Raw genomic sequence first — 17,595 nt, 5'->3', positions numbered from 1 at the left:
CGCAATGTGTGTTGTCTGGCCCCCACAGGAAAACGACCGCAATAAATGACCAATTGGGACGACCTGCGCTTTCTCGTTGCGCTGTCCAAGACCGGAACGATGACCGCCGCCGCCAAGAGTCTCGGCACCAATACGGCAACCGTATCGCGCCGCATCGAACGGCTGTCCGAAACGCTCGGCATGCCGGCCTTTGTCAAGACCGCAGAAGGCTGGCGCCCGTCCGAGGCGGTAACGCCGTTGATCCAGCTGGCGCAGAGCTTCGACGGCGAGCTGCAAAGCGCGCTGAACAACCGCATCGTCGACAGCGAGGCAGAACCGGTCTCGATCAGCCTGGGCAGCCTGCCGATCATCACCGCCGTAGTGCTATTTCCCGGGCTGACGCGGCATCACAGGATGCTGGACGGCATCCGGCTGGATTTCTCGGACCGGATGTTCAAGGAGGGGCTTGGCGAAAACGATCTGGTTCTCCAGTTCAACCGACCGGCTCAGGGCCGGATCGTCGCCCGCAGGGTGGGCAGCTTGAGTTTCCGCTTCTATCGGCATCGGAAGAGCGAATGCGTCAGCAACTGGGTCGGCCTCAGCGACGCTCATGACGACCAGCCGCTCATGCGCCTCGGACACGAGACCTTTGGCCGCCCGCCACGTCTGCGGGTCGACAATATCATGGCGCTGCACCGGCTGATGATGGTGACCCGCCTGCCCGGTGCCCTGCCCGATCTGCTGGCCGCCGAAGAGCCCGATCTGGAACCGATGTTGCCCGACGCAGACCCGCAAACCGAGGAGTGCTGGCTGTTCTATCACGAAAGCCGCCGCAACGATCCGGGCATCCGGCGCACGCTCGACTGGGTCAGAACCTGCTTTGAGGATGCCGAGCGCGCCGCCGCGGCCTGCGCTCCGGATCGCTAGTTCCATTTCCGCAAGCGCAGTCTTTCAAAATTACCTATTGGCACTTGTGGCAGTTTGGCGCAGGCTGCACTCAACCAAAAGAAGAACTTCGAGCAGAAAACCCATGTCAGACATTCTTTCCGCGCTGCAATGCGCGCTGCGCATCGTGCTGGCCGCGATTCTCGGCTACACCGTTGCCAGTGAATTCTTTCAGACGAACGCAATGCAGATCGGCTGGTATGTGTCGCCCCGCCATGTGGGCCTGACCGCCGCGGTAATCTGTGCGCTTCTCTTCACCGTCAGCATCTGGTTGCTTTTCGGCGTGCGCACGCGCGTCGTCGCGCTGATGGGGCTGGCGCTGTATCTCGGGCTTGAGATCGTGCATCCCGGCCTCAGCAGCGCCGACAGCCAGGTTCTTCTGAGCAGCGCCATCGTGGTGCTGCTTGGCCTGCCGCTGATCATCTTCGGCGGCGGCAAGTTCAGTGTGGTGCGTGCAGGCTGGCGCGGGGCAATCTGACCCCGCCGCGAGCTTCTCTCTCTTTTACTCTCTCTTCTACCCATACCAGTGAATAACACCCGAAGACTAGGCGGCCGCGTTTTTGGCCGCCTTTTTTTCGTTTGAAGAGAGGAGCTTGTGCGGCGGGCAGGCTTGCCCACCGCATCGGATCACAGCCCGTAAAGCGCGCCGAACTTGGCTTCGAGATAATCCAGCAGCGGCGCCTCGCTCGGGGCCTCGCCACAGGCCTTCTCGATCACCGCGCGCGGCTCGTAGAGCCCGCCATATTGCTGCACGTTGTCGCGCAGCCAGCCCGTGGCCTTCTCCAGATCCCCCGCCGCGAGCTGCGCGTCGAGATCGGGCTCGGCCGCGCGCAGCGCCTTGTTCAGGCAACCGGCATAGACATTGCCCAGCGAGTAGGTGGGGAAATAACCGAAGAGCCCCGCCGACCAGTGCACATCCTGCAATACCCCGTCCGAAGGCTTGTCGACGGCAAAGCCGAAATCCTTGGCAAAGCGCTCGTTCCAGGCGGCTTCCAGATCGGCCACCTCGAGATCACCGGCGATCAGCGCGCGTTCGAGATCGAAGCGCAGCAACACATGCAGGTTGTACTGCACCTCGTCCGCCTCGGTGCGGATATAGCCGTTATGGATCCGGTTCACCGCCGCATAGAACGCCTCCGCCCCGCCGATCCCGAGATCGCCGAAAAGCTCGGTCATCCGCTCGTAGAGCCAGCCGGTAAAGGCGCGCGACCGGCCCAGCTGGTTTTCGTAGATCCGGCTCTGGCTCTCATGCACGCCCATGGAGACACCCTGCCCCAGCGGCGTGAAACGATAGCCGCCGCGGATCGCCTGCTCATAGCAGGCATGGCCGACCTCGTGGATCGTCGAATAGAGGCAGTTGAACGGATCGAGCGCATTGGTCCGCGTGGTGATGCGCACATCGTCGCCGCTACCGGCGGTGAACGGGTGCACCGATTTGTCGAGCCGCCCGCGTGCCATCTCGTAGCCGAAGGTCTTGGCCACCATGCGCGACAGCTTCATCTGCGCCTGCTCGTCGAAAGTGCCTTCCAGCGGCGCCGGCTGCGGCTTGTCGAGCACCGCCTGCCGCAGCGCCACGAGGCGCGGGCGCAGCGCGCCGAACATCTCCGCAAGCTGCACGGCGGAGGCGCCCGGCTCGTAATCGTCGAGCAGCGCGTCATAGACATCGCCCCCCGCCGCCAGCGCCGCGCCCTCCTCGCGCTTGAGCTGCACCACCTCGGCCAGCACCGGCGCGAAGGCGGCGAAATCGTCATCCGCCCGCGCCTCGGCCCAGACGCGATGCGCCCGGCTGGTGAGCCGCGCCAGATCCGAGGCCAGTTTCGCCGGCACCCGGTTCGCCCGCTCATAGCTGCGGCGGATATGGCGCAGCTGCGCGGCGCCCTCTTCGTCGAGCGCCTCGCCCGCGGCCGCCTCCAGCCAGTCGCCGATGCGCGGATCGGTGCGCCGCGCGTGCAGCACCGATTCCATCGCCGCCAGCTCTTCGGAGCGCTGATCGGCAGCGCCGCGCGGCATCATGGTTTCCTGATCCCAGCCGAGACGGCCCGCCACCTGCGCCAGCGCGCCGGTTTCCCGTTCAAAGCTCATCAACTCGTCATAGGCGCTCATGTCGCACTCCCCCGGATGGATTGGGTCTTGGGATATTGCGCGCCGAACCGCGCGCGGATGATCAGCACCCACAGCACGACGGCGCCGATCTGGTGGGTGATGGCGATATGCATCTGCGCCACATAGAGCACGGTGACCACGCCCAGCACGACCTGAAGCGCCAGGATCGCCATCACCGCGTTAAAGCGGAACCGCGTGTCGGCATTGGCCGATTTGCGCGCCCTGAGCCAGGTCACGAGGCCAAAGACGAAAAGCAGATAGCCCGCCATGCGGTGCATGAACTGCACAAGCCCCGGATCTTCGAAGAAGTTACGCCAGAGCGGCACCAGATCGAAGGGCTGCGGCGGAAAGAAACCGCCCGCCATCAGCGGCCAGTCGGTATAGCTGCGCCCGGCGTCGATGCCGGCGACCAGTGCGCCGAGGAGGATTTGCAGAAAGGCGAAATGCATCAGCCCGGTGCCCATGGAAAAGAGCTTGGCCTCGCGCCCGCGTCGCGCCTGCATCAGCGCGCGCTCGTCACGCCCCAGTGCGAATACGTACCAGGCGATGAAGCCAAGGATGACAAAGGCCAGCCCGAGATGCGTCGCCAGCCGATAGGAGGCCACGTCAAGCATCTCGCCCTCCAGCCCCGAGGACACCATCCACCAGCCGATGGCGCCCTGCACCCCGCCCAGCACGCCGATGCCGAGCAGCCGTCCGGCCCAGCCGGTGGGGATCTTGCGCGCCACCAGAAAGCCCACGAAACCCAGCGCCCAGACCAGCCCGATCACCCGGCCAAGCTGCCGGTGCCCCCATTCCCACCAATAGATGCCCTTGAACTCGGCAAGGGTCATCTGGTTGTTCTGCAACTGGAATTCCGGGATCTGCTGGTAGAGCGCAAACTCCGCCTCCCAGTCGGCCTGGCTCATCGGCGGCAGCGCGCCGGTGAGCGGCTTCCACTCGGTGATGCTCAGCCCGCTATCGGTGAGCCGGGTGAGCCCGCCGACCACGATCATCGCCATGACCAGCGCAAAAAGCAGCATCAGCCAGAGCCGGATGGCGCCGCGCGCGCCGCCCCGGCCCTTGTCGATCATGCCGCCCGCCGGCTGCGCCCTGGGCGCCTCGGCACCGACCTCTTCGAAGAGCTTGCGCTTTTCGGCCATGATGTTCCTCTCCTTGATCCGGTCGGACGATAGGCCCGCCCCCGAGGTGCTTCAACCCCGCCCGACCCCGCCGCCCGGGCCGCATCGCCGCAGGCTGCAAAACACCCGCCCCGGACCCGATCCGGGGCCTCCCCTTTCACCGCCCGCAGACAATGCCGGGCAAACCCTCAGCCGCGCTCCTTCCAGCGCACCATCTGCCGCATGATCCCATGCAGCGTGCGCACATCCTCGCTGGTCAGCGGCATGCGGCTCCAGAGGTTGCGCAGCGTCAGCTTCATCGCCGGCGCCTTGTGCTCGGGGAAAAAGAACCCCGCGTCGTCGAGCCGCTGCTCGTAATGCTCGGCAAGCTTCTCCACCTCGATGCCGCTGGCCCAGGCCGCCCCCGCCATCTCGTCACGCCGCGCCTCGATCTCGGCGCTCGCCCGGCGCCACTCATAGGCGCAGAGCAGCACGCATTGCGCGAGGTTCAGCGAGGGAAATTCCGGGTTCACCGGCACCGAGATGATCGCATTGGCCTGCGCCACATCGGCGTTCTCCATCCCCGCACGCTCCGGCCCGAAGAGCACGGCGACCCGGCCCCCCTCGGCCAGCCGCGCCGCCGCCGCGCGCATCGCCTCTTCCGGCGAATAGACCGGCTTGGTCATGCCGCGCTGCCGGGCCGTGGTGGCAAAGACCAGATCGCAATCGCCCACAGCGCCCGCCAGATCCTCATGCAGCGCCGCATCGTCCAAAAGTCGCCCCGCGCCCGAGGCCATGGCCACCGAGGCCGGGTTCGGCCAGCCGTCGCGCGGGCTCACCAGCCGCATGCGGTCGAGGCCGAAATTCCACATCGCCCGCGCCGCGGCACCGATATTCTCGCCCATCTGGGGCCGCACCAGCACAAAGGCCGGTTGTGTCTGTTCGCCGGGCATCGCCCCTCCAAATCCTCTCGCCGCCTGAGTAAAGGCCCCGCAAATCAAGGGCAAGCCCGCTTCCATTGGCAAAAAATATCCCCGCCGGAGGCCTCCGCCCGATAAGCTGGGCGCGAACCGACGAGAGGAGCGCACATGGCCTATGACGAAGGACTGGCGGAAACCCTGCGCGACGCGCTCGGCGCGCTGCCCGGGCTCGGAGAAAAGCGCATGTTCGGCGCGCTCTGCTTCCTGCGCGACGGCAATATGATCTGCGGCATCCGGGGTGCCGGCGGGCTCTTCCGCACCGGCAAGGACGCGCAGGAGGAGGCCGAGGCGCTGCCCGGCGTGGCGCCGGCGATCATGGGCGGGCGCCGCATGGGCGGCTTTGTCGAGGCCGATGAAGACGCCATGGCCGATGACGAGATCCGCGCGCGCCTGCTCGACCTGGCGCTGGCCTTCACCGCGACGTTGCCGCCCAAGTAACCCCTTGGCACCGCGCCGTTTAACGCGATATAGGGGCCGGATCACACCCGAGGAGCCCTGCCATGGCCGAAACCGACCTGCCCCAGCTCTATCTCATCACCCCGCCGGAGTTCGATCTCAGCGCCTTTCCCGCACGGCTCTCCGCGGTGCTCGATGTGGCCGAGATCGCCTGCATCCGCCTGGCGCTCGCCACGCGCGACGAGGACAAGCTGCTGCGCGCCGCCGATGCCGTGCGCGAGGTCGCCCATGCCCATGACGTGGCGCTGGTGATCGACACCCATGTGGTGCTGGCGCAGCGGCTGGGGCTCGACGGGGTACACCTGACCGATGGCTCCCGCTCGGTGCGCCATGCCCGCAAGGAGCTCGGCACCGACGCCATCGTCGGCGCCTTCTGCGGCAGCTCGAAACATGACGGCATGACCGCCGGCGAAAACGGCGCCGATTACGTCTCTTTCGGCCCGGTGGGCGGCGCCTCGCTGGGCGACGGCACACTGGCCGAACGCGAACTCTTCGAGTGGTGGTCGCAGATGATCGAGCTGCCGGTGGTGGCCGAGGGCGGGCTGACCCCGGAGCTGGTGACCGAGCTTACGCCGGTCACCGATTTCTTCGGCATCGGCGAGGAGATCTGGGACGAGGAAGACGCGGCGGCGGCGCTGAAGACGCTCATCGCCGCCATGCGCTGAGGCTCAGGCCCCGCCGGAGGGATGCGCCGCGCGCACCTGCGCTTCGAGATGCGCGGCAAGCGTCTTGCGGTTGGGATGCGCATCCACACGCACCGGCGGATGATAGATCAGCTCCACCCGTCCGCGATGCCTTGCGCCCAGCAGCTTGAGCAGATGCGGGCCAAATTCCATATCGCCCCACCACCCGTAAAATCGCGGATCCTCGCCCTCTGGCGCATGATAAATCACCGTGACAGCCTGCACTTGCAGCTCATGCTTCAGGTGTTCGCTGAAAAACGCCGCAAACAGCGTTGATTTAAAAGACAGAACCCGCTGCCCGTCTGTCGATGTGCCCTCGGGGAAGAAAAGCAGCCGGTGACCGTGCAGCAGCCGCTCCTCGAAGATGCGCTTCTGCTCTGCGGCCTGACGCGGATCGCGTGTGATGAACACCGTGCCGGTGGCGCGCGCCAGCCAGCCGATCAGCGGCCAGTTCGCAACCTCGGCCTTGGAGACGAAATAGACATTGCGCCGCGCGTTCAGCGCAAAGATGTCGAGCCAGGAGGAATGATTGGCCACCAGCGCGCCGGGGCCGATCATGCGCGGGCCGGACACGGTGACGGGAATGCCCAGGATGACAAAGGCGGCGCGGCAGACGCCTTGGGAAATCCACGGCGTGACCGGGCGGCTCTGACCGCAGAGCGGGCGTTCGATCAGCCGCAGCAGCAGCTTCAGCACCAGCCCGAGCAGCACCAGCCCGCCCAGCAGCAGACCGCGCCAACCCACCCGCAACCAGTCGGCGCCGCGCAGCCGGATTTCGGGCGGGGCGTCGCCGCGCCATGTCGGGCCGCTCACCCGCGCCCCCGCGTATAGATCCCCGCCGCCCTCGCGTTGAGCTGCGCCGTGTCCATGATCAGGCACACATCGGTGGTGTTGAAAGCGTGATCCACATAAGCGCCCTCGCCCACGACGCCGCCAAGCCGCAGATAGCCCTTGATCAGCGCCGGCACCTCGCGCATCGCCTGCCGCCGGTCGATCTCTGCCTCGGGGATCAGATCCATGCTCTGGAACCGGCGCGAGCGCACCCGCAGCGGCTCGGGCGCGAGGTGGCGGCGATGCAGCAGCGACAGCGGCTGCGCCAGCCGCGTCACATCGGTGCCGTGAAACGAGGCGGTGCCGAACAGGATCTCGATCCCGTGCTCGGCAATATAGTCCGCCAGCGCCTGCCACAGATGCATCATCGCGGTGCCGCCGCGATAATCGGGATGCAGGCAGGAGCGCCCAAGCTCCAGCAGCCGCCGTCCCGAACGGCGCAGTGGCGTGAGATCGTATTCGTCCTCGGAATAGAACTGCCCCGCCGCCGCCGCCTGATCGTCGCGCAGCAGCCGGTAGACGCCGACCACGGCGCCGTCGTGCCGGGCATCGCTCAGAATCAGGTGATCGAAAAAGGGGTCGAACCGGTCGCGCTCCAGCCGCTGCGCGTGATCGACCAGCGCGCCGCCGCCGCCCAGCTCCTCGACGAAGACCTCGTAGCGCAGCCGCTGGGCCGCGGCGATATCCGCCGCGTCGCGCGCAAGCCGCACCGTGAAATCCCTCTCGTCCAGCGCCATTCCTGCCTCTCGCTCCACGTTCTCGCGTTCTTAATGCGGCACGGGCGCGAGGGAAACCGCTTTCGGCGCCAGCGCTCGCGAGGCGCGGTTAACCATTCCGAAAGATCTCGGCCCCTAGGTTATTCGTCAAAAACCGGGAGGAGGCCAACACGTTTTCCGTCTATGACGACCTTTCCCTGCTCGCGGAAGTTGACTGTGATACGTCCGCCGATGTTGGATTGTACCTGCCCGGTGCCCCAGTCGGGCCGGTCGGGATGCGTCACCAGCATGCCGGGTTCGAGTAATGCGTTTAGGTCTTCCATGTGCTGACCATCCTGAAGGGAGCCGCCGATGTCCAACGATACTGCCAGATTGGCGACGCTGGTAGGGTCGCGCCTGTGTCACGATCTGGTGAGCCCGGTGGGCGCCATCTCGAACGGGCTTGAGCTGATCGCGCTGGCCGGCACGCCCGGGCCGGAAGAGATGTCGCTGATCGAAGAGAGCTGCGCATCGGCGGCAGCACGCATCAATTTCTTCCGTGTCGCCTTCGGCAGCGCCTCGGACGAGCAGGAGATCGGCGCCCGCGAGGTTGCCAAGCTGCTGACGGACTATTGCCGCGGCGGGCGGCTGAGCGTCGAATGGCAGCCTCAGGGGGCGACAAAGCGGAGCCAGGTGCAACTGGCCTATCTCGCGATGCTGTGCTGCGAAACGGCGCTGCCGCTGGGCGGTCAGATACAGATCTCGCATGATGACGGAATATGGCGGATCACCGGCACCGGCCCGCGCCTCTCGGTCGCGCCATCGCTCTGGGATCAGCTTGCCAGCGAGACGCCAAGCACAGAGCTGACGCCGGCCTGGGTTCAGTTCGCCTGCCTGGCGATGCTTGCGCCCGAACGCGGGCGCAAGCTGGCGGTGCATGCGGGCGAGGCCGCCGTCACCATCGAGATCGCCTGAGCGCTAGCCGCGCACGGCACCGTCGGCGCGCACCACGTATTTGAACGAGGTGAGCTGCTCCGCCCCAACCGGACCGCGCGCATGCATCTTGCCGGTGGCGATGCCGATCTCGGCGCCCATGCCGAACTCGCCGCCATCGGCGAACTGGGTGGAGGCGTTGACCATGACGATGGCGCTGTCCACCCGCTCGACAAAGCGGTCGATGGCGGCCTCGTCCTCGGCAAGGATGCAATCGGTGTGATCCGAGCCGAACTGCCGGATATGGGCAATCGCCGCGTCCTCGTCCTCGACCACCTTGGCGGCGATGATCTTGTCGAGATATTCGCAGCCCCAGTCCGCCTCGGTCGCCTGCGCCGTGCCGGCGATGGCCTGAAGCGCCTCATCGGCGCGCACCTCGACCCCGGCCTCGACCAGTGCGCGGATCACGCCCTGACCGATCGTGTCGACCGCATCGCGATGGATCAGCAGACATTCGGCGGCGCCGCAGATGCCGGTGCGCCGGGTCTTGGCATTCATCACCACGCTCAGCGCCTTCACCGGGTCCGCCGACGGATCGATATAGATATGCACGATCCCCTCGAGATGGGCAAAGACCGGCACCCGCGCCTCGCGCTGCACCAGCCCGACGAGCCCCTTGCCGCCGCGCGGCACGATCACGTCGACATAATCGGTCATGGTCAGCAGCGCGCTGACGGCGGCACGGTCGCGGGTCGGCACGAGCTGGATCGAATCCTCGGGCAGGCCCGCCTTGCGCAGCCCCTCGACCAGGCAATCATGGATCGCGCGGGAGGAATGGAAGCTCTCCGAACCGCCGCGCAGAATCACAGCATTGCCGGATTTCAGGCAAAGCGCACCGGCATCGGCGGTGACGTTGGGGCGCGATTCATAGATCACCCCCACCACGCCCAGCGGCGTGCGCACGCGCTGGATATGCAGCCCCGAAGGCTGGTCCCATTCGGCGATGACCTTGCCGACCGGATCCTCTTGCCCGGCAATGGCGCGAAGCCCGTCGACGATGCCCTTGATCCGCTCCTCGGTCAGCAGCAGCCGGTCCATCATCGCGTCGCTCAGCCCCTTGTCGCGGCCGAAGGCGAGATCCTGCTTGTTGGCCTCGACGATCTCCGCCCGGCGCGCCCAGACCGCCTCGGCGGCGGCTTCCAGCGCTTCGGTCTTGCGGGCTGGCGGGGTGAAGGCGAGCTCGGCTGCGGCCGCCTTGGCGCGGCGGCCGATTTCGGTCATGATCGCGGGAATATCGCTCATGTCTTTCATCGCTTTCACCCTTCGGGTTCGGTTTCAGAGAGCTTTCATATAACGCCCCCGGAACCGCAGCGGAAGATGCAGAAGCACCGACGCTCTGCGCCGGGTCATTCTGGTTTGTTTTTGAGTATTTGAAGAAAGATGAAAGCGCGGATCGCATCGACAGCGCCCGCCCGGCAGGTTTCCATTGGCTGAAAATATCCCCGCCGGAGGCAGGCCGACCGGTCCGACCGGGTGCCCCGCCCGCGATTAGAGCGCCATATCGTCCCGGTGAACCAGCACCGCGCGGCCCGGATAGCCCAGAACCGCCTCGATCTCCGAGGAATGATGCCCGAGGATCTGCCGCGCCTCCGCGGCGGTGTAGCGGGTCAGCCCCTGCCCCAGAGTCGCGCCGCGCGGATCTCGGATCGCCACCGGATCGCCGCGCCCGAAATCGCCAACGGCCCCGGTCACCCCCACCGGCAGCAGCGAGCGGCCCTGTGCCAATGCCCGCGCCGCGCCCGCATCCACGGTCACCTCGCCGCAGGGCTTCATCGCCGCGATCCAGCGCTTGCGCGCCGCGTGCGGGTCGAGCCGGGAGGTGAACCAGGTGGCATTCGCGCCGGCCTCCAGCGCCGAGAGCGGGTGCAGCACCGAGCCCTCGGTGATCGCCATGGCACAGCCCGCAGCGGTCGCGGTCTTGGCCGCCAGCAGCTTGGTCTTCATCCCGCCCTTGGAGAGCCCCGAGCCCGCATCGCCCGCCATCGCCTCGATCTCGGGGGTGATCTCCTCGATCACGTCATAGCGGTGCGCGCCCGGATCCTGCGCGGGGTTGGCGGAATAGAACCCGTCCACATCCGAGAGCAGAATCAGCTGATCCGCCCCCACCGTCACCGCCACCTGCGCCGCCAGACGGTCGTTGTCGCCATAGCGGATCTCGTCGGTGGCGATTGTGTCGTTCTCGTTGACAATGGGCACGACGCCGAAGCCCAGCAGCGTCTCCATCGTGGCGCGCTGGTTGAGATAGCGGCGGCGGTCGGCGCTGTCCTCCAGCGTCACCAGCACCTGCGCCGTGGTCACCCCGTGCGGCGCCAGCGCCTCTTCCCATTCGCGCGCCAGCCGGATCTGGCCGACGGCGGCGGCGGCCTGGCTCTGCTCCAGCGGCAGCGTCACGGCGGGCAGGTTGAGCAGCCCGCGTCCCAGCGCGATGGAGCCCGACGAGACCAGAATCACATCCGTGCCGCGCGCCCGCACCCGGGCGATATCGGCGGCCATGGCGCGCAGCCACTCGCCCCGGAACGCGCCAGTGCGTTTGTCCACCAGCAGCGCCGAGCCGATCTTGACGACGAGGCGGGTCGCCGCGCTCAGGGTTGCCATGGGGTGTCGTCCTCGGGCGCCTCGCGCAGGCGCTTGTCGTCGATAAAGGCCCGCAGCGCGCGCAGCACCTCGGTGGTGCCCTCGCCCGAGGCCCCCGACATCAGAAGGACCTTGCCGCCCGAACGCGCCTCCAGCTCTTCGCGCAGAAAGGCGCGCTCTTCGTCATCCATCGTGTCGATCTTGTTGAGCACGGTGATGCGCGGCTTGTCGGCAAGCCCGGCGCCGTATTCCTCGATCTCGGTGATGATCGTGTCGTAATCCTCCAGCAGCGTGCCGGAGCTGCCATCGACCAGATGCAGCAGCACCGCGCAGCGCTCCACATGGCCGAGGAAGAGATCGCCGAGCCCCCGGCCCTCATGCGCGCCCTCGATGAGCCCCGGAATATCGGCCACGACGAATTCGCGCCCATCGACGCCCACGACGCCGAGATTCGGGTGCAGCGTGGTGAAGGGGTAATCGGCGATCTTCGGCCGTGCATTGGAGGTGGCGGCGAGGAAGGTCGACTTGCCGGCATTGGGCAGACCCAGCAGCCCGACATCGGCGATCAGTTTCAGCCGCAGCCAGACCGTGCGCTCCACCCCCGGCTGACCCGGATTGGCGCGGCGCGGCGCCTGGTTGGTGGCGGTCTTGAAATGCAGGTTGCCCCAGCCGCCATTGCCGCCGCGCGCCAGCAGCACGCGCTCGCCCAGCTCGGTCATGTCGGCGATCACCGTCTCCTCGTCCTCGTCGAGGATCTCGGTGCCCACGGGCACGCGCAGCACGATGTCGTTGCCGTCCTTGCCGGTGCGCTGCCGGCCCATGCCGGGACGGCCGTTCTCGGCAAAGAAATGCTGCTGATAGCGGAAATCGATCAGCGTGTTCAGCCCGTCGACCGTCTCGGCCCAGACATCGCCGCCATCGCCGCCGTCGCCGCCATCCGGCCCGCCGAATTCTATATATTTCTCGCGCCGGAACGAGATGCAGCCATTCCCGCCGCTGCCGGAGCGGAGATAGACTTTGGCAAGGTCGAGGAATTTCATGACGGATCGGTCCTGGGCGCGAGGGCAATGCGGCGCGGTTTACAGCGAGTCCCGGCGCTTCTCAAGCGGCCCGGTTCGGCAGGCGTATGCGCCAAAGAGAAGAAGATCGGGGGCCGGTCAAAGGCGGGCCTGTCGCCTCTTCTCTTTCAAACGAGGCAAACGGCGCGATATCTGCGCCCCTGCACCGTCCGGGAAGAAGGAGAAGTGGCGCGGTTGACGGGGCTCGAACCCGCGACCCCCGGCGTGACAGGCCGGTACTCTAACCATCTGAGCTACAACCGCGCATCAGGCGGGGTGCGTGGATCGGGGCAGTGGTGGCGCGGTTGACGGGGCTCGAACCCGCGACCCCCGGCGTGACAGGCCGGTACTCTAACCATCTGAGCTACAACCGCTCACTGCCTCCGAGGAGCGCGTCCCCGAATGTGGAGGCCCTTCTAGGCGGGCACCAATGCCCCGTCAAGCGCTTTTGGCAGCCGATGACCGGCAAATTCCGGGAAATCGTCGCAAAACCGTGTCAGGGGCAACACGCGGACGCGAAACAAAAGCGCTGACGTCGAAATTATCACGTAAAAACAAAGAACTGCGTTGCCAGTCAAGACGGCCTTCCAGTCTTTCTCCGCCAAGGAAATTTGTTGGGCGTCTCCGCTTCCTGCAACCGGACCCGCTGTCGGCGGAGAAAACGCGGCCCGCCCGACGACACCGACCGCCTCCTTCGCCTCCACGGCAATCGCTGTGCCCCTGACGTTCCAAACTGCGCATCGGAAAGCCGCGACAATTCCGGTCGGCTGCCCGGCTTTCTCGCAGCGGGCATGGCGCCCGTCTCGTGAGCGTCGCACCAAACGCAGGGCGCCCGATCATCCGGCGCGTCCAGCGATCCACATGGCGAGAAAAGAGCGTACCGCCCCGATTGGTTTCCGTGGAAAAGGTCGATTCATCCGCCCCGACAACGGATCGCGTAACACAGCACGGAAAAATTGAAAAAAGCATAATTTTACAGCCACATAGTAGCGAAAAACGCCCCAATGTGACAAAACCCGGCTTCCGTGGCGAAAACCTCATGAGAAATGACGGATTGTCTTGAATTCCTAAACATTAACAGGCATCTGTTGCCAGTGAGCGTCAGAACGAAATTTCGTCCAGTGCCCCGATTCCTCCGCCAGAAACTGCATTTGCGTGCCACGACTTTCGAGCCGATCGAGCTGACTGCCCAGCAGTTTCTCGGCCTGTTCGAACACCGGCTGACCTGGCGCTACATGTCCCTCGTATTTGTGATTCTCATCGCCGCCGACCCCAGCGGGCTGGCCGGGCGGCTGCCAGCCGGGCTGTTTCTGCTCGCCTGGTTCGCCGCATTTCTGCTCTATCTCTTCTTGCAGGCCGCGCTGATCGTGGCGCTGGCCGCCATTCGCCAGGTCATGCCGAGACCGGCTGTCTACTGGCCGCTTATCAGCCTCTTCAGCTTCGCGCCGACCCTTCTGGCGGTCGAGGCCGGCATTTCCTTTTTCGCAGGGGATGTTCTCCGGCCGCTATTGCTTGAGCGTATGCTGTACATCGCGATCACGGTGATTCTGTTCGAAACCATCTACATGCGCTTCGTGCTGCCTCGCGTCCTCACCCCCGAGCCCGCCGAGCTCGCCGAGCCTGCCCCCCGGGCCCAGCCGCAGGCCCGGCGCCGGAGCGCGGCGGCCCGGACGAGGACAGTGCCGAGCGTCTGCTGCATGTGGGCGGCCAGCCCGTCGCGATCGACGAGGTGCAGCTGATCGAGGCACACGAGCACCACGTGCATGTGCGGCTACGCGACGACACGCGAACGATGCGCGCGCGGCTCTCCGATATCGTCGCCCAGACCAGGCCCGACGACGGGATCCAGCCGCACCGCTCCTGGTGGGTGGCGCGGGGGACAGTGGCCGGGCTTGACCGCGAGAGCGGCAAACCGGTGCTGCGGCTGACCGACGGCGACGCCGTGCCGGTGGCGCGCGGGCGGCTGCCCGAGGTGCGCGACTGGATCGACACGCATCTTGGCTGACCCGGTGGCAAGCGTCCGGGTTGGCCTTTACCCCTGCCGCATCATTTCCTATATATTCGCTCAGGAAACGACACAGAGGTCAGGTCATGGATGATGCACCGCTCGAAGGCGCGCCGCTGATTGCGCCCTCCAGCACCGAGCACCCGCTCTACGATGCGGTCGTCGAGGCCTGCCGGTCCGTCTACGATCCGGAGATCCCGGTGAACATCTACGATCTCGGGCTGATCTACACGGTCGAGATCGACGCCGAGAACGAGGTCAAGGTGATCATGACCCTGACCGCCCCGGGCTGCCCCGTGGCCGGCGAGATGCCGGGCTGGGTCCAGGACGCGGTGGGCGCGGTCCCCGGCGTCAAGGATGTGGATGTCGAGATGGTGTTCGATCCGCCCTGGGGCATGGACATGATGTCCGACGAGGCGCGGCTGGAACTGGGCTTCATGTGAGAGAAAGCGGTTTTGCTTGCTTTTTCGCAAAGCAAGCCCCATAGCTTTCTCATGCCCCGCATTGCCGTCCTGACCGGAGACATCGTCGATTCGTCCAGCCTGAGCGCCGAGGCGCTTGGCGAGACCATGGCGGCGCTCCGCGAGGCGGTGGCGGCTATCTCCGGCTGGAGCGCCGATATCGGCGCGGGCTTTTCGCAACGCGGCGGCGACGGCTGGCAGGCGGTGCTCGACCGCCCTGCCCTCGCTATGCGCGCCGCCCTCTATTGCCAGGCCTGCCTGCGCCGGCTCGACCGAGACCGCGCCACGCGCATCGCCCTGGCGATCGACGACGGCACGCTGAGCGATGCGGAGCGCGAGAACCCCAATATCGCCCACGGCCCCGCCTTCACCGCCTCGGGCCGGCTGCTGGAGACGCTCTCCGGGCATCGGCTGATGGTGCATGCGGCGGGCGGCGCCGAGGCGGCGGCGCTGCGGCTGGCCGACCATATCAGCCAGGGCTGGACCCCGGCACAGGCGCGCGCGGTCTGCGAGATGCTGCCGCCCGGCGCCGGGCCGCGCGCCGAGGCGGCGGAGCGGCTGGGCATCACCCGCCAGGCGGTCAATCAGGCGCTCTGGAGCGCCGGGTTTCCCGCGCTGGAGGAGGCGCTCGGCTATCTGGAGGGGTCGGAATGAGGCAGGCGACTCCACTCTCTTTCCGCGAAAGCAAGCCGTTTCGCTTGTCAATCTTGCCATGATCGAAACCTTCGCCGCCCTGTTGCTGGCGCATATGCTGGCCGATTTCATCGCTCAGACCCCGGGGATGGCAGAGGGCAAGCGGCATCCGGGGATCATGGCTCTGCACGGGGCGCTGGTCTTTGCGCTGAGCGCAGCGGCGCTGGGCGGCGGCTGGCAGGTGGCGCTGGCGGTCGCGGGCGCGCATCTCGTCATCGACGCGGTCAAGACCTGGGCCCTGCCCGCGCCGGTGCGCGCGACGCTGACCGTCTTCATCGTCGACCAGACCGCGCATCTGGCGACGCTGGGCGCCGCCGCCCTGCTCAGGCCGGACACGGCGGCGACGGGTCTCTGGGCGCCCTGGCTGGCGCAGCTCACCGTTCCGGCCATCGTCGTGGCGGGCGCCATCGCCACGATCCTCGCCGGCGGCCATGCGGTCGGGCGGCTGATGGCCCGCTACAGCGCCGAGGAGGTGCCGCAGGGCCTGCCCGATGCCGGGCGGCTGATCGGCCAGCTCGAACGGGCGATGATCCTGCTGCTGGTGCTGATCGGCGAGCCGGCGGGAATCGGCTTTCTCATCGCCGCGAAATCGGTGCTGCGCTTCGACACCGCCGCCAAGGAGCAGAAGGCCGGCGAATACGTGATCATCGGCACGCTGGCCTCTTTCGCCTGGGCTCTGGCGGCTGCACATGCCACCATGGCGCTCATTGCTGCGGCCCCCTAGAGGGCCTGCCGCGAAAACCCGGCCCCGCCCGCTTGTCACCGCACGCCAGGCTCCCTAGATTCAGACCGTAAAGGAGGCACTCTCATGTTCGGCATTCCGGGAAAACAGGCGGTCACCCTGACCCCCGCCGCCATCGCACAGGTCCGCAAGCTCATGGAGCGTGACGGCCGTGCCGGTCTGCGAATCGGCCTCAAGAAGGGCGGCTGCGCCGGCATGGAATACACCATGGATTTCGTCGACGAGGCCGATGGCAATGACGAGGTCGTCGAGCAGGACGGCGCACGGGTGATGATCGCCCCCATGGCCCAGATGTTCCTCTTCGGCACCGAGATCGACTACCAGACCTCGCTGCTCGAATCCGGCTTCCACTTCAACAATCCCAACGTGACCGATGCCTGCGGCTGCGGCGAATCGATCAAGTTCAAGGATGTCGAAGAGCTTCAGGCCGAACGCGGCGCCGACTGAGCCGCCGCACCCGCGCTGCGGCATGTCTCTCTGTCCTGCGCTCTTGACGCCGCCGCCCCGGCCCCGATGATGGGCGCGCAATGAAAACGGGAGAGATCATGCGCAGGAAACTTGCCGCGGGCAACTGGAAGATGAACGGGCTGAAAGCGGCGCTTTCGGAGCTCGACGGGATGGAAGCGGCAGCGCAGGGCGCTTCCGAAGTGCTGATCTGCCCGCCCGCGACGCTGGTCGCGGCAGCGGCCCAGACGGCAAAGGGCATCGCCATCGGCGGGCAGGATTGCCATGCCAATGCCTCGGGCGCCCATACCGGCGACATCTCGGCGCCGATGCTGGCCGATGCCGGCGCAACCTATGTGATCCTTGGCCATTCCGAACGCCGCACCGATCACGACGAGCATGACGAACATGTGCGCGCCAAGTGCAAATCCGCCTGGCAGGCCGGGCTCAACGTGGTGCTCTGCGTCGGCGAGAGCCTGGCCGAGCGCGAGGCGCAGAACACGCTCGACATCATCGGCGGGCAGCTCGCGGGCTCGGTGCCCGACGGCGCCACCGGGCACAACCTTGTCATCGCCTACGAGCCGATCTGGGCCATCGGCACCGGCAAGGTGCCCACCACCGACCAGATCGGCGAAGTGCATGATTTCATGCGCGCCCGTCTCGAAAAGCGTTTTGGCGAGGGCGTGGGCCGCTCCGTCCGGCTGCTCTATGGCGGCTCGGTCAAGCCCGGCAACGCGACCGAGATCTTTGCGGTCTCCAATGTCGACGGCGCACTGGTCGGCGGCGCCTCGCTGAAGGCGGCGGATTTCGTGCCGATCATCGAGGCGCTCAACGCCAGCGCGGGCTGAGCGCC

General features: G+C 66.7%; 21 protein-coding genes and 2 tRNA genes. 12 read left to right on the top strand and 11 right to left on the bottom strand.

What is annotated here, in order from left to right; genetic code table 11:
- Positions 1-45: 45 nt before the first annotated feature.
- Entirely contained in the window at positions 46-906 is an 861-nt protein-coding gene (locus tag Ga0080574_RS20035; RefSeq protein ID WP_076703650.1) for a LysR family transcriptional regulator, read from the top strand.
- 103 nt (positions 907-1,009) lie between these two features.
- A complete protein-coding gene (locus tag Ga0080574_RS20030) occupies positions 1,010-1,402 on the top strand; it encodes a hypothetical protein (protein ID WP_076703648.1) in 393 nt (130 codons plus the stop codon).
- A gap of 149 nt (positions 1,403-1,551) precedes the next feature.
- On the opposite strand, the gene Ga0080574_RS20025 is transcribed toward Ga0080574_RS20030, so the two are convergent.
- The 3 genes from Ga0080574_RS20025 to Ga0080574_RS20015 form a co-directional block, all read right to left on the bottom strand.
- Positions 1,552-3,027: a carboxypeptidase M32 gene (locus Ga0080574_RS20025; RefSeq protein WP_076703645.1), complete on the bottom strand. Its 1,476-nt coding sequence runs from the start codon at positions 3,025-3,027 to the stop codon at positions 1,552-1,554.
- On the bottom strand, positions 3,024-4,169 hold the full coding sequence (ctaA, locus tag Ga0080574_RS20020; protein ID WP_076703643.1) for a heme A synthase: 1,146 nt from the start codon (positions 4,167-4,169) through the stop codon (positions 3,024-3,026). Before ctaA ends, Ga0080574_RS20025 begins: the two co-directional genes overlap by 4 nt.
- A 167-nt stretch (positions 4,170-4,336) precedes the next feature.
- Positions 4,337-5,080 (bottom strand): RNA methyltransferase, encoded by a 744-nt coding sequence (locus Ga0080574_RS20015; protein ID WP_076703641.1) that lies wholly within the window; start codon positions 5,078-5,080, stop codon positions 4,337-4,339.
- Between the two features lie 135 nt (positions 5,081-5,215).
- Between Ga0080574_RS20015 and Ga0080574_RS20010 the strand changes: the two genes are divergently transcribed.
- Both Ga0080574_RS20010 and Ga0080574_RS20005 read left to right on the top strand, forming a co-directional pair.
- Positions 5,216-5,545, top strand: a complete 330-nt coding sequence (locus Ga0080574_RS20010; protein ID WP_076703639.1) for a TfoX/Sxy family protein — start codon at positions 5,216-5,218, stop codon at positions 5,543-5,545.
- A 62-nt stretch (positions 5,546-5,607) separates the two neighbouring features.
- A complete protein-coding gene (locus Ga0080574_RS20005; protein WP_076703636.1) occupies positions 5,608-6,228 on the top strand; it encodes a thiamine phosphate synthase in 621 nt (206 codons plus the stop codon).
- A gap of 3 nt (positions 6,229-6,231) precedes the next feature.
- On the opposite strand, the gene olsA is transcribed toward Ga0080574_RS20005, so the two are convergent.
- The 3 genes from olsA to Ga0080574_RS19990 form a co-directional block, all read right to left on the bottom strand.
- Positions 6,232-7,059: a lyso-ornithine lipid O-acyltransferase gene (gene olsA / locus Ga0080574_RS20000; RefSeq protein WP_076703634.1), complete on the bottom strand. Its 828-nt coding sequence runs from the start codon at positions 7,057-7,059 to the stop codon at positions 6,232-6,234.
- The gene (gene olsB, locus Ga0080574_RS19995) at positions 7,056-7,814 is read right to left on the bottom strand and encodes an L-ornithine N(alpha)-acyltransferase (protein WP_076703632.1); all 759 of its coding nucleotides are present in this window, start codon (positions 7,812-7,814) and stop codon (positions 7,056-7,058) included. The genes olsA and olsB overlap by 4 nt, the downstream gene beginning before the upstream one ends.
- 119 nt (positions 7,815-7,933) lie before the next feature.
- Positions 7,934-8,116, bottom strand: coding sequence for a DUF3553 domain-containing protein (locus tag Ga0080574_RS19990; RefSeq protein ID WP_076703629.1), 183 nt, complete (start codon positions 8,114-8,116; stop codon positions 7,934-7,936).
- A 28-nt stretch (positions 8,117-8,144) separates the two neighbouring features.
- On the opposite strand from Ga0080574_RS19990, the gene Ga0080574_RS19985 reads away from it, so the two are divergent.
- Positions 8,145-8,747 carry a histidine phosphotransferase family protein gene (locus tag Ga0080574_RS19985; RefSeq protein WP_076703627.1) on the top strand — a complete coding sequence of 201 codons (603 nt, stop codon included), beginning with the start codon at positions 8,145-8,147 and terminating at the stop codon, positions 8,745-8,747.
- A 3-nt stretch (positions 8,748-8,750) separates the two neighbouring features.
- Here Ga0080574_RS19985 and Ga0080574_RS19980 read toward each other — a convergent pair whose 3' ends face one another.
- From Ga0080574_RS19980 to Ga0080574_RS19960, 5 genes are all read right to left on the bottom strand, one after another.
- Positions 8,751-10,016 (bottom strand): glutamate-5-semialdehyde dehydrogenase, encoded by a 1,266-nt coding sequence (locus Ga0080574_RS19980; protein ID WP_076703624.1) that lies wholly within the window; start codon positions 10,014-10,016, stop codon positions 8,751-8,753.
- A gap of 237 nt (positions 10,017-10,253) precedes the next feature.
- Positions 10,254-11,360, bottom strand: coding sequence for a glutamate 5-kinase (gene proB / locus Ga0080574_RS19975; protein ID WP_076703622.1), 1,107 nt, complete (start codon positions 11,358-11,360; stop codon positions 10,254-10,256).
- On the bottom strand, positions 11,348-12,379 hold the full coding sequence (gene obgE / locus Ga0080574_RS19970; RefSeq protein WP_076703620.1) for a GTPase ObgE: 1,032 nt from the start codon (positions 12,377-12,379) through the stop codon (positions 11,348-11,350). The genes proB and obgE overlap by 13 nt, the downstream gene beginning before the upstream one ends.
- Before the next feature lie 205 nt (positions 12,380-12,584).
- Positions 12,585-12,661, bottom strand: a tRNA-Asp gene (locus Ga0080574_RS19965).
- 33 nt (positions 12,662-12,694) lie between these two features.
- A tRNA-Asp gene (locus Ga0080574_RS19960) sits at positions 12,695-12,771 on the bottom strand.
- Positions 12,772-13,548: 777 nt separating this feature from the next.
- On the opposite strand from Ga0080574_RS19960, the gene Ga0080574_RS19955 reads away from it, so the two are divergent.
- The 7 genes from Ga0080574_RS19955 to tpiA all read left to right on the top strand — a co-directional run bounded on the left by Ga0080574_RS19955 (position 13,549) and on the right by tpiA (position 17,590).
- A complete protein-coding gene (locus Ga0080574_RS19955; protein ID WP_076703618.1) occupies positions 13,549-14,136 on the top strand; it encodes a hypothetical protein in 588 nt (195 codons plus the stop codon).
- Complete coding sequence (locus Ga0080574_RS19950) at positions 14,127-14,402, top strand: LytTR family DNA-binding domain-containing protein (RefSeq protein ID WP_198039751.1); 276 nt, start codon at positions 14,127-14,129, stop codon at positions 14,400-14,402. The genes Ga0080574_RS19955 and Ga0080574_RS19950 overlap by 10 nt, the downstream gene beginning before the upstream one ends.
- Before the next feature lie 86 nt (positions 14,403-14,488).
- Positions 14,489-14,845, top strand: a complete 357-nt coding sequence (locus Ga0080574_RS19945) for an SUF system Fe-S cluster assembly protein (protein WP_076703614.1) — start codon at positions 14,489-14,491, stop codon at positions 14,843-14,845.
- Between the two features lie 51 nt (positions 14,846-14,896).
- Complete coding sequence (locus tag Ga0080574_RS19940) at positions 14,897-15,517, top strand: hypothetical protein (RefSeq protein ID WP_076706076.1); 621 nt, start codon at positions 14,897-14,899, stop codon at positions 15,515-15,517.
- A gap of 58 nt (positions 15,518-15,575) precedes the next feature.
- Positions 15,576-16,280 carry a DUF3307 domain-containing protein gene (locus tag Ga0080574_RS19935; protein ID WP_076703612.1) on the top strand — a complete coding sequence of 235 codons (705 nt, stop codon included), beginning with the start codon at positions 15,576-15,578 and terminating at the stop codon, positions 16,278-16,280.
- A gap of 84 nt (positions 16,281-16,364) precedes the next feature.
- Positions 16,365-16,745, top strand: coding sequence for a HesB/IscA family protein (locus tag Ga0080574_RS19930; RefSeq protein WP_076703610.1), 381 nt, complete (start codon positions 16,365-16,367; stop codon positions 16,743-16,745).
- Between the two features lie 98 nt (positions 16,746-16,843).
- Positions 16,844-17,590 carry a triose-phosphate isomerase gene (gene tpiA / locus Ga0080574_RS19925; RefSeq protein ID WP_076706075.1) on the top strand — a complete coding sequence of 249 codons (747 nt, stop codon included), beginning with the start codon at positions 16,844-16,846 and terminating at the stop codon, positions 17,588-17,590.
- The last annotated feature ends 5 nt before the right edge of the window (positions 17,591-17,595 follow it).

The sequence above is a fragment of the Salipiger abyssi genome, assembly GCF_001975705.1.
Taxonomy (GTDB): domain Bacteria; phylum Pseudomonadota; class Alphaproteobacteria; order Rhodobacterales; family Rhodobacteraceae; genus Salipiger; species Salipiger abyssi.
Note: the sequence above shows the minus strand (reverse complement) of the source record. Positions and strands in the feature narration are given on the sequence as shown.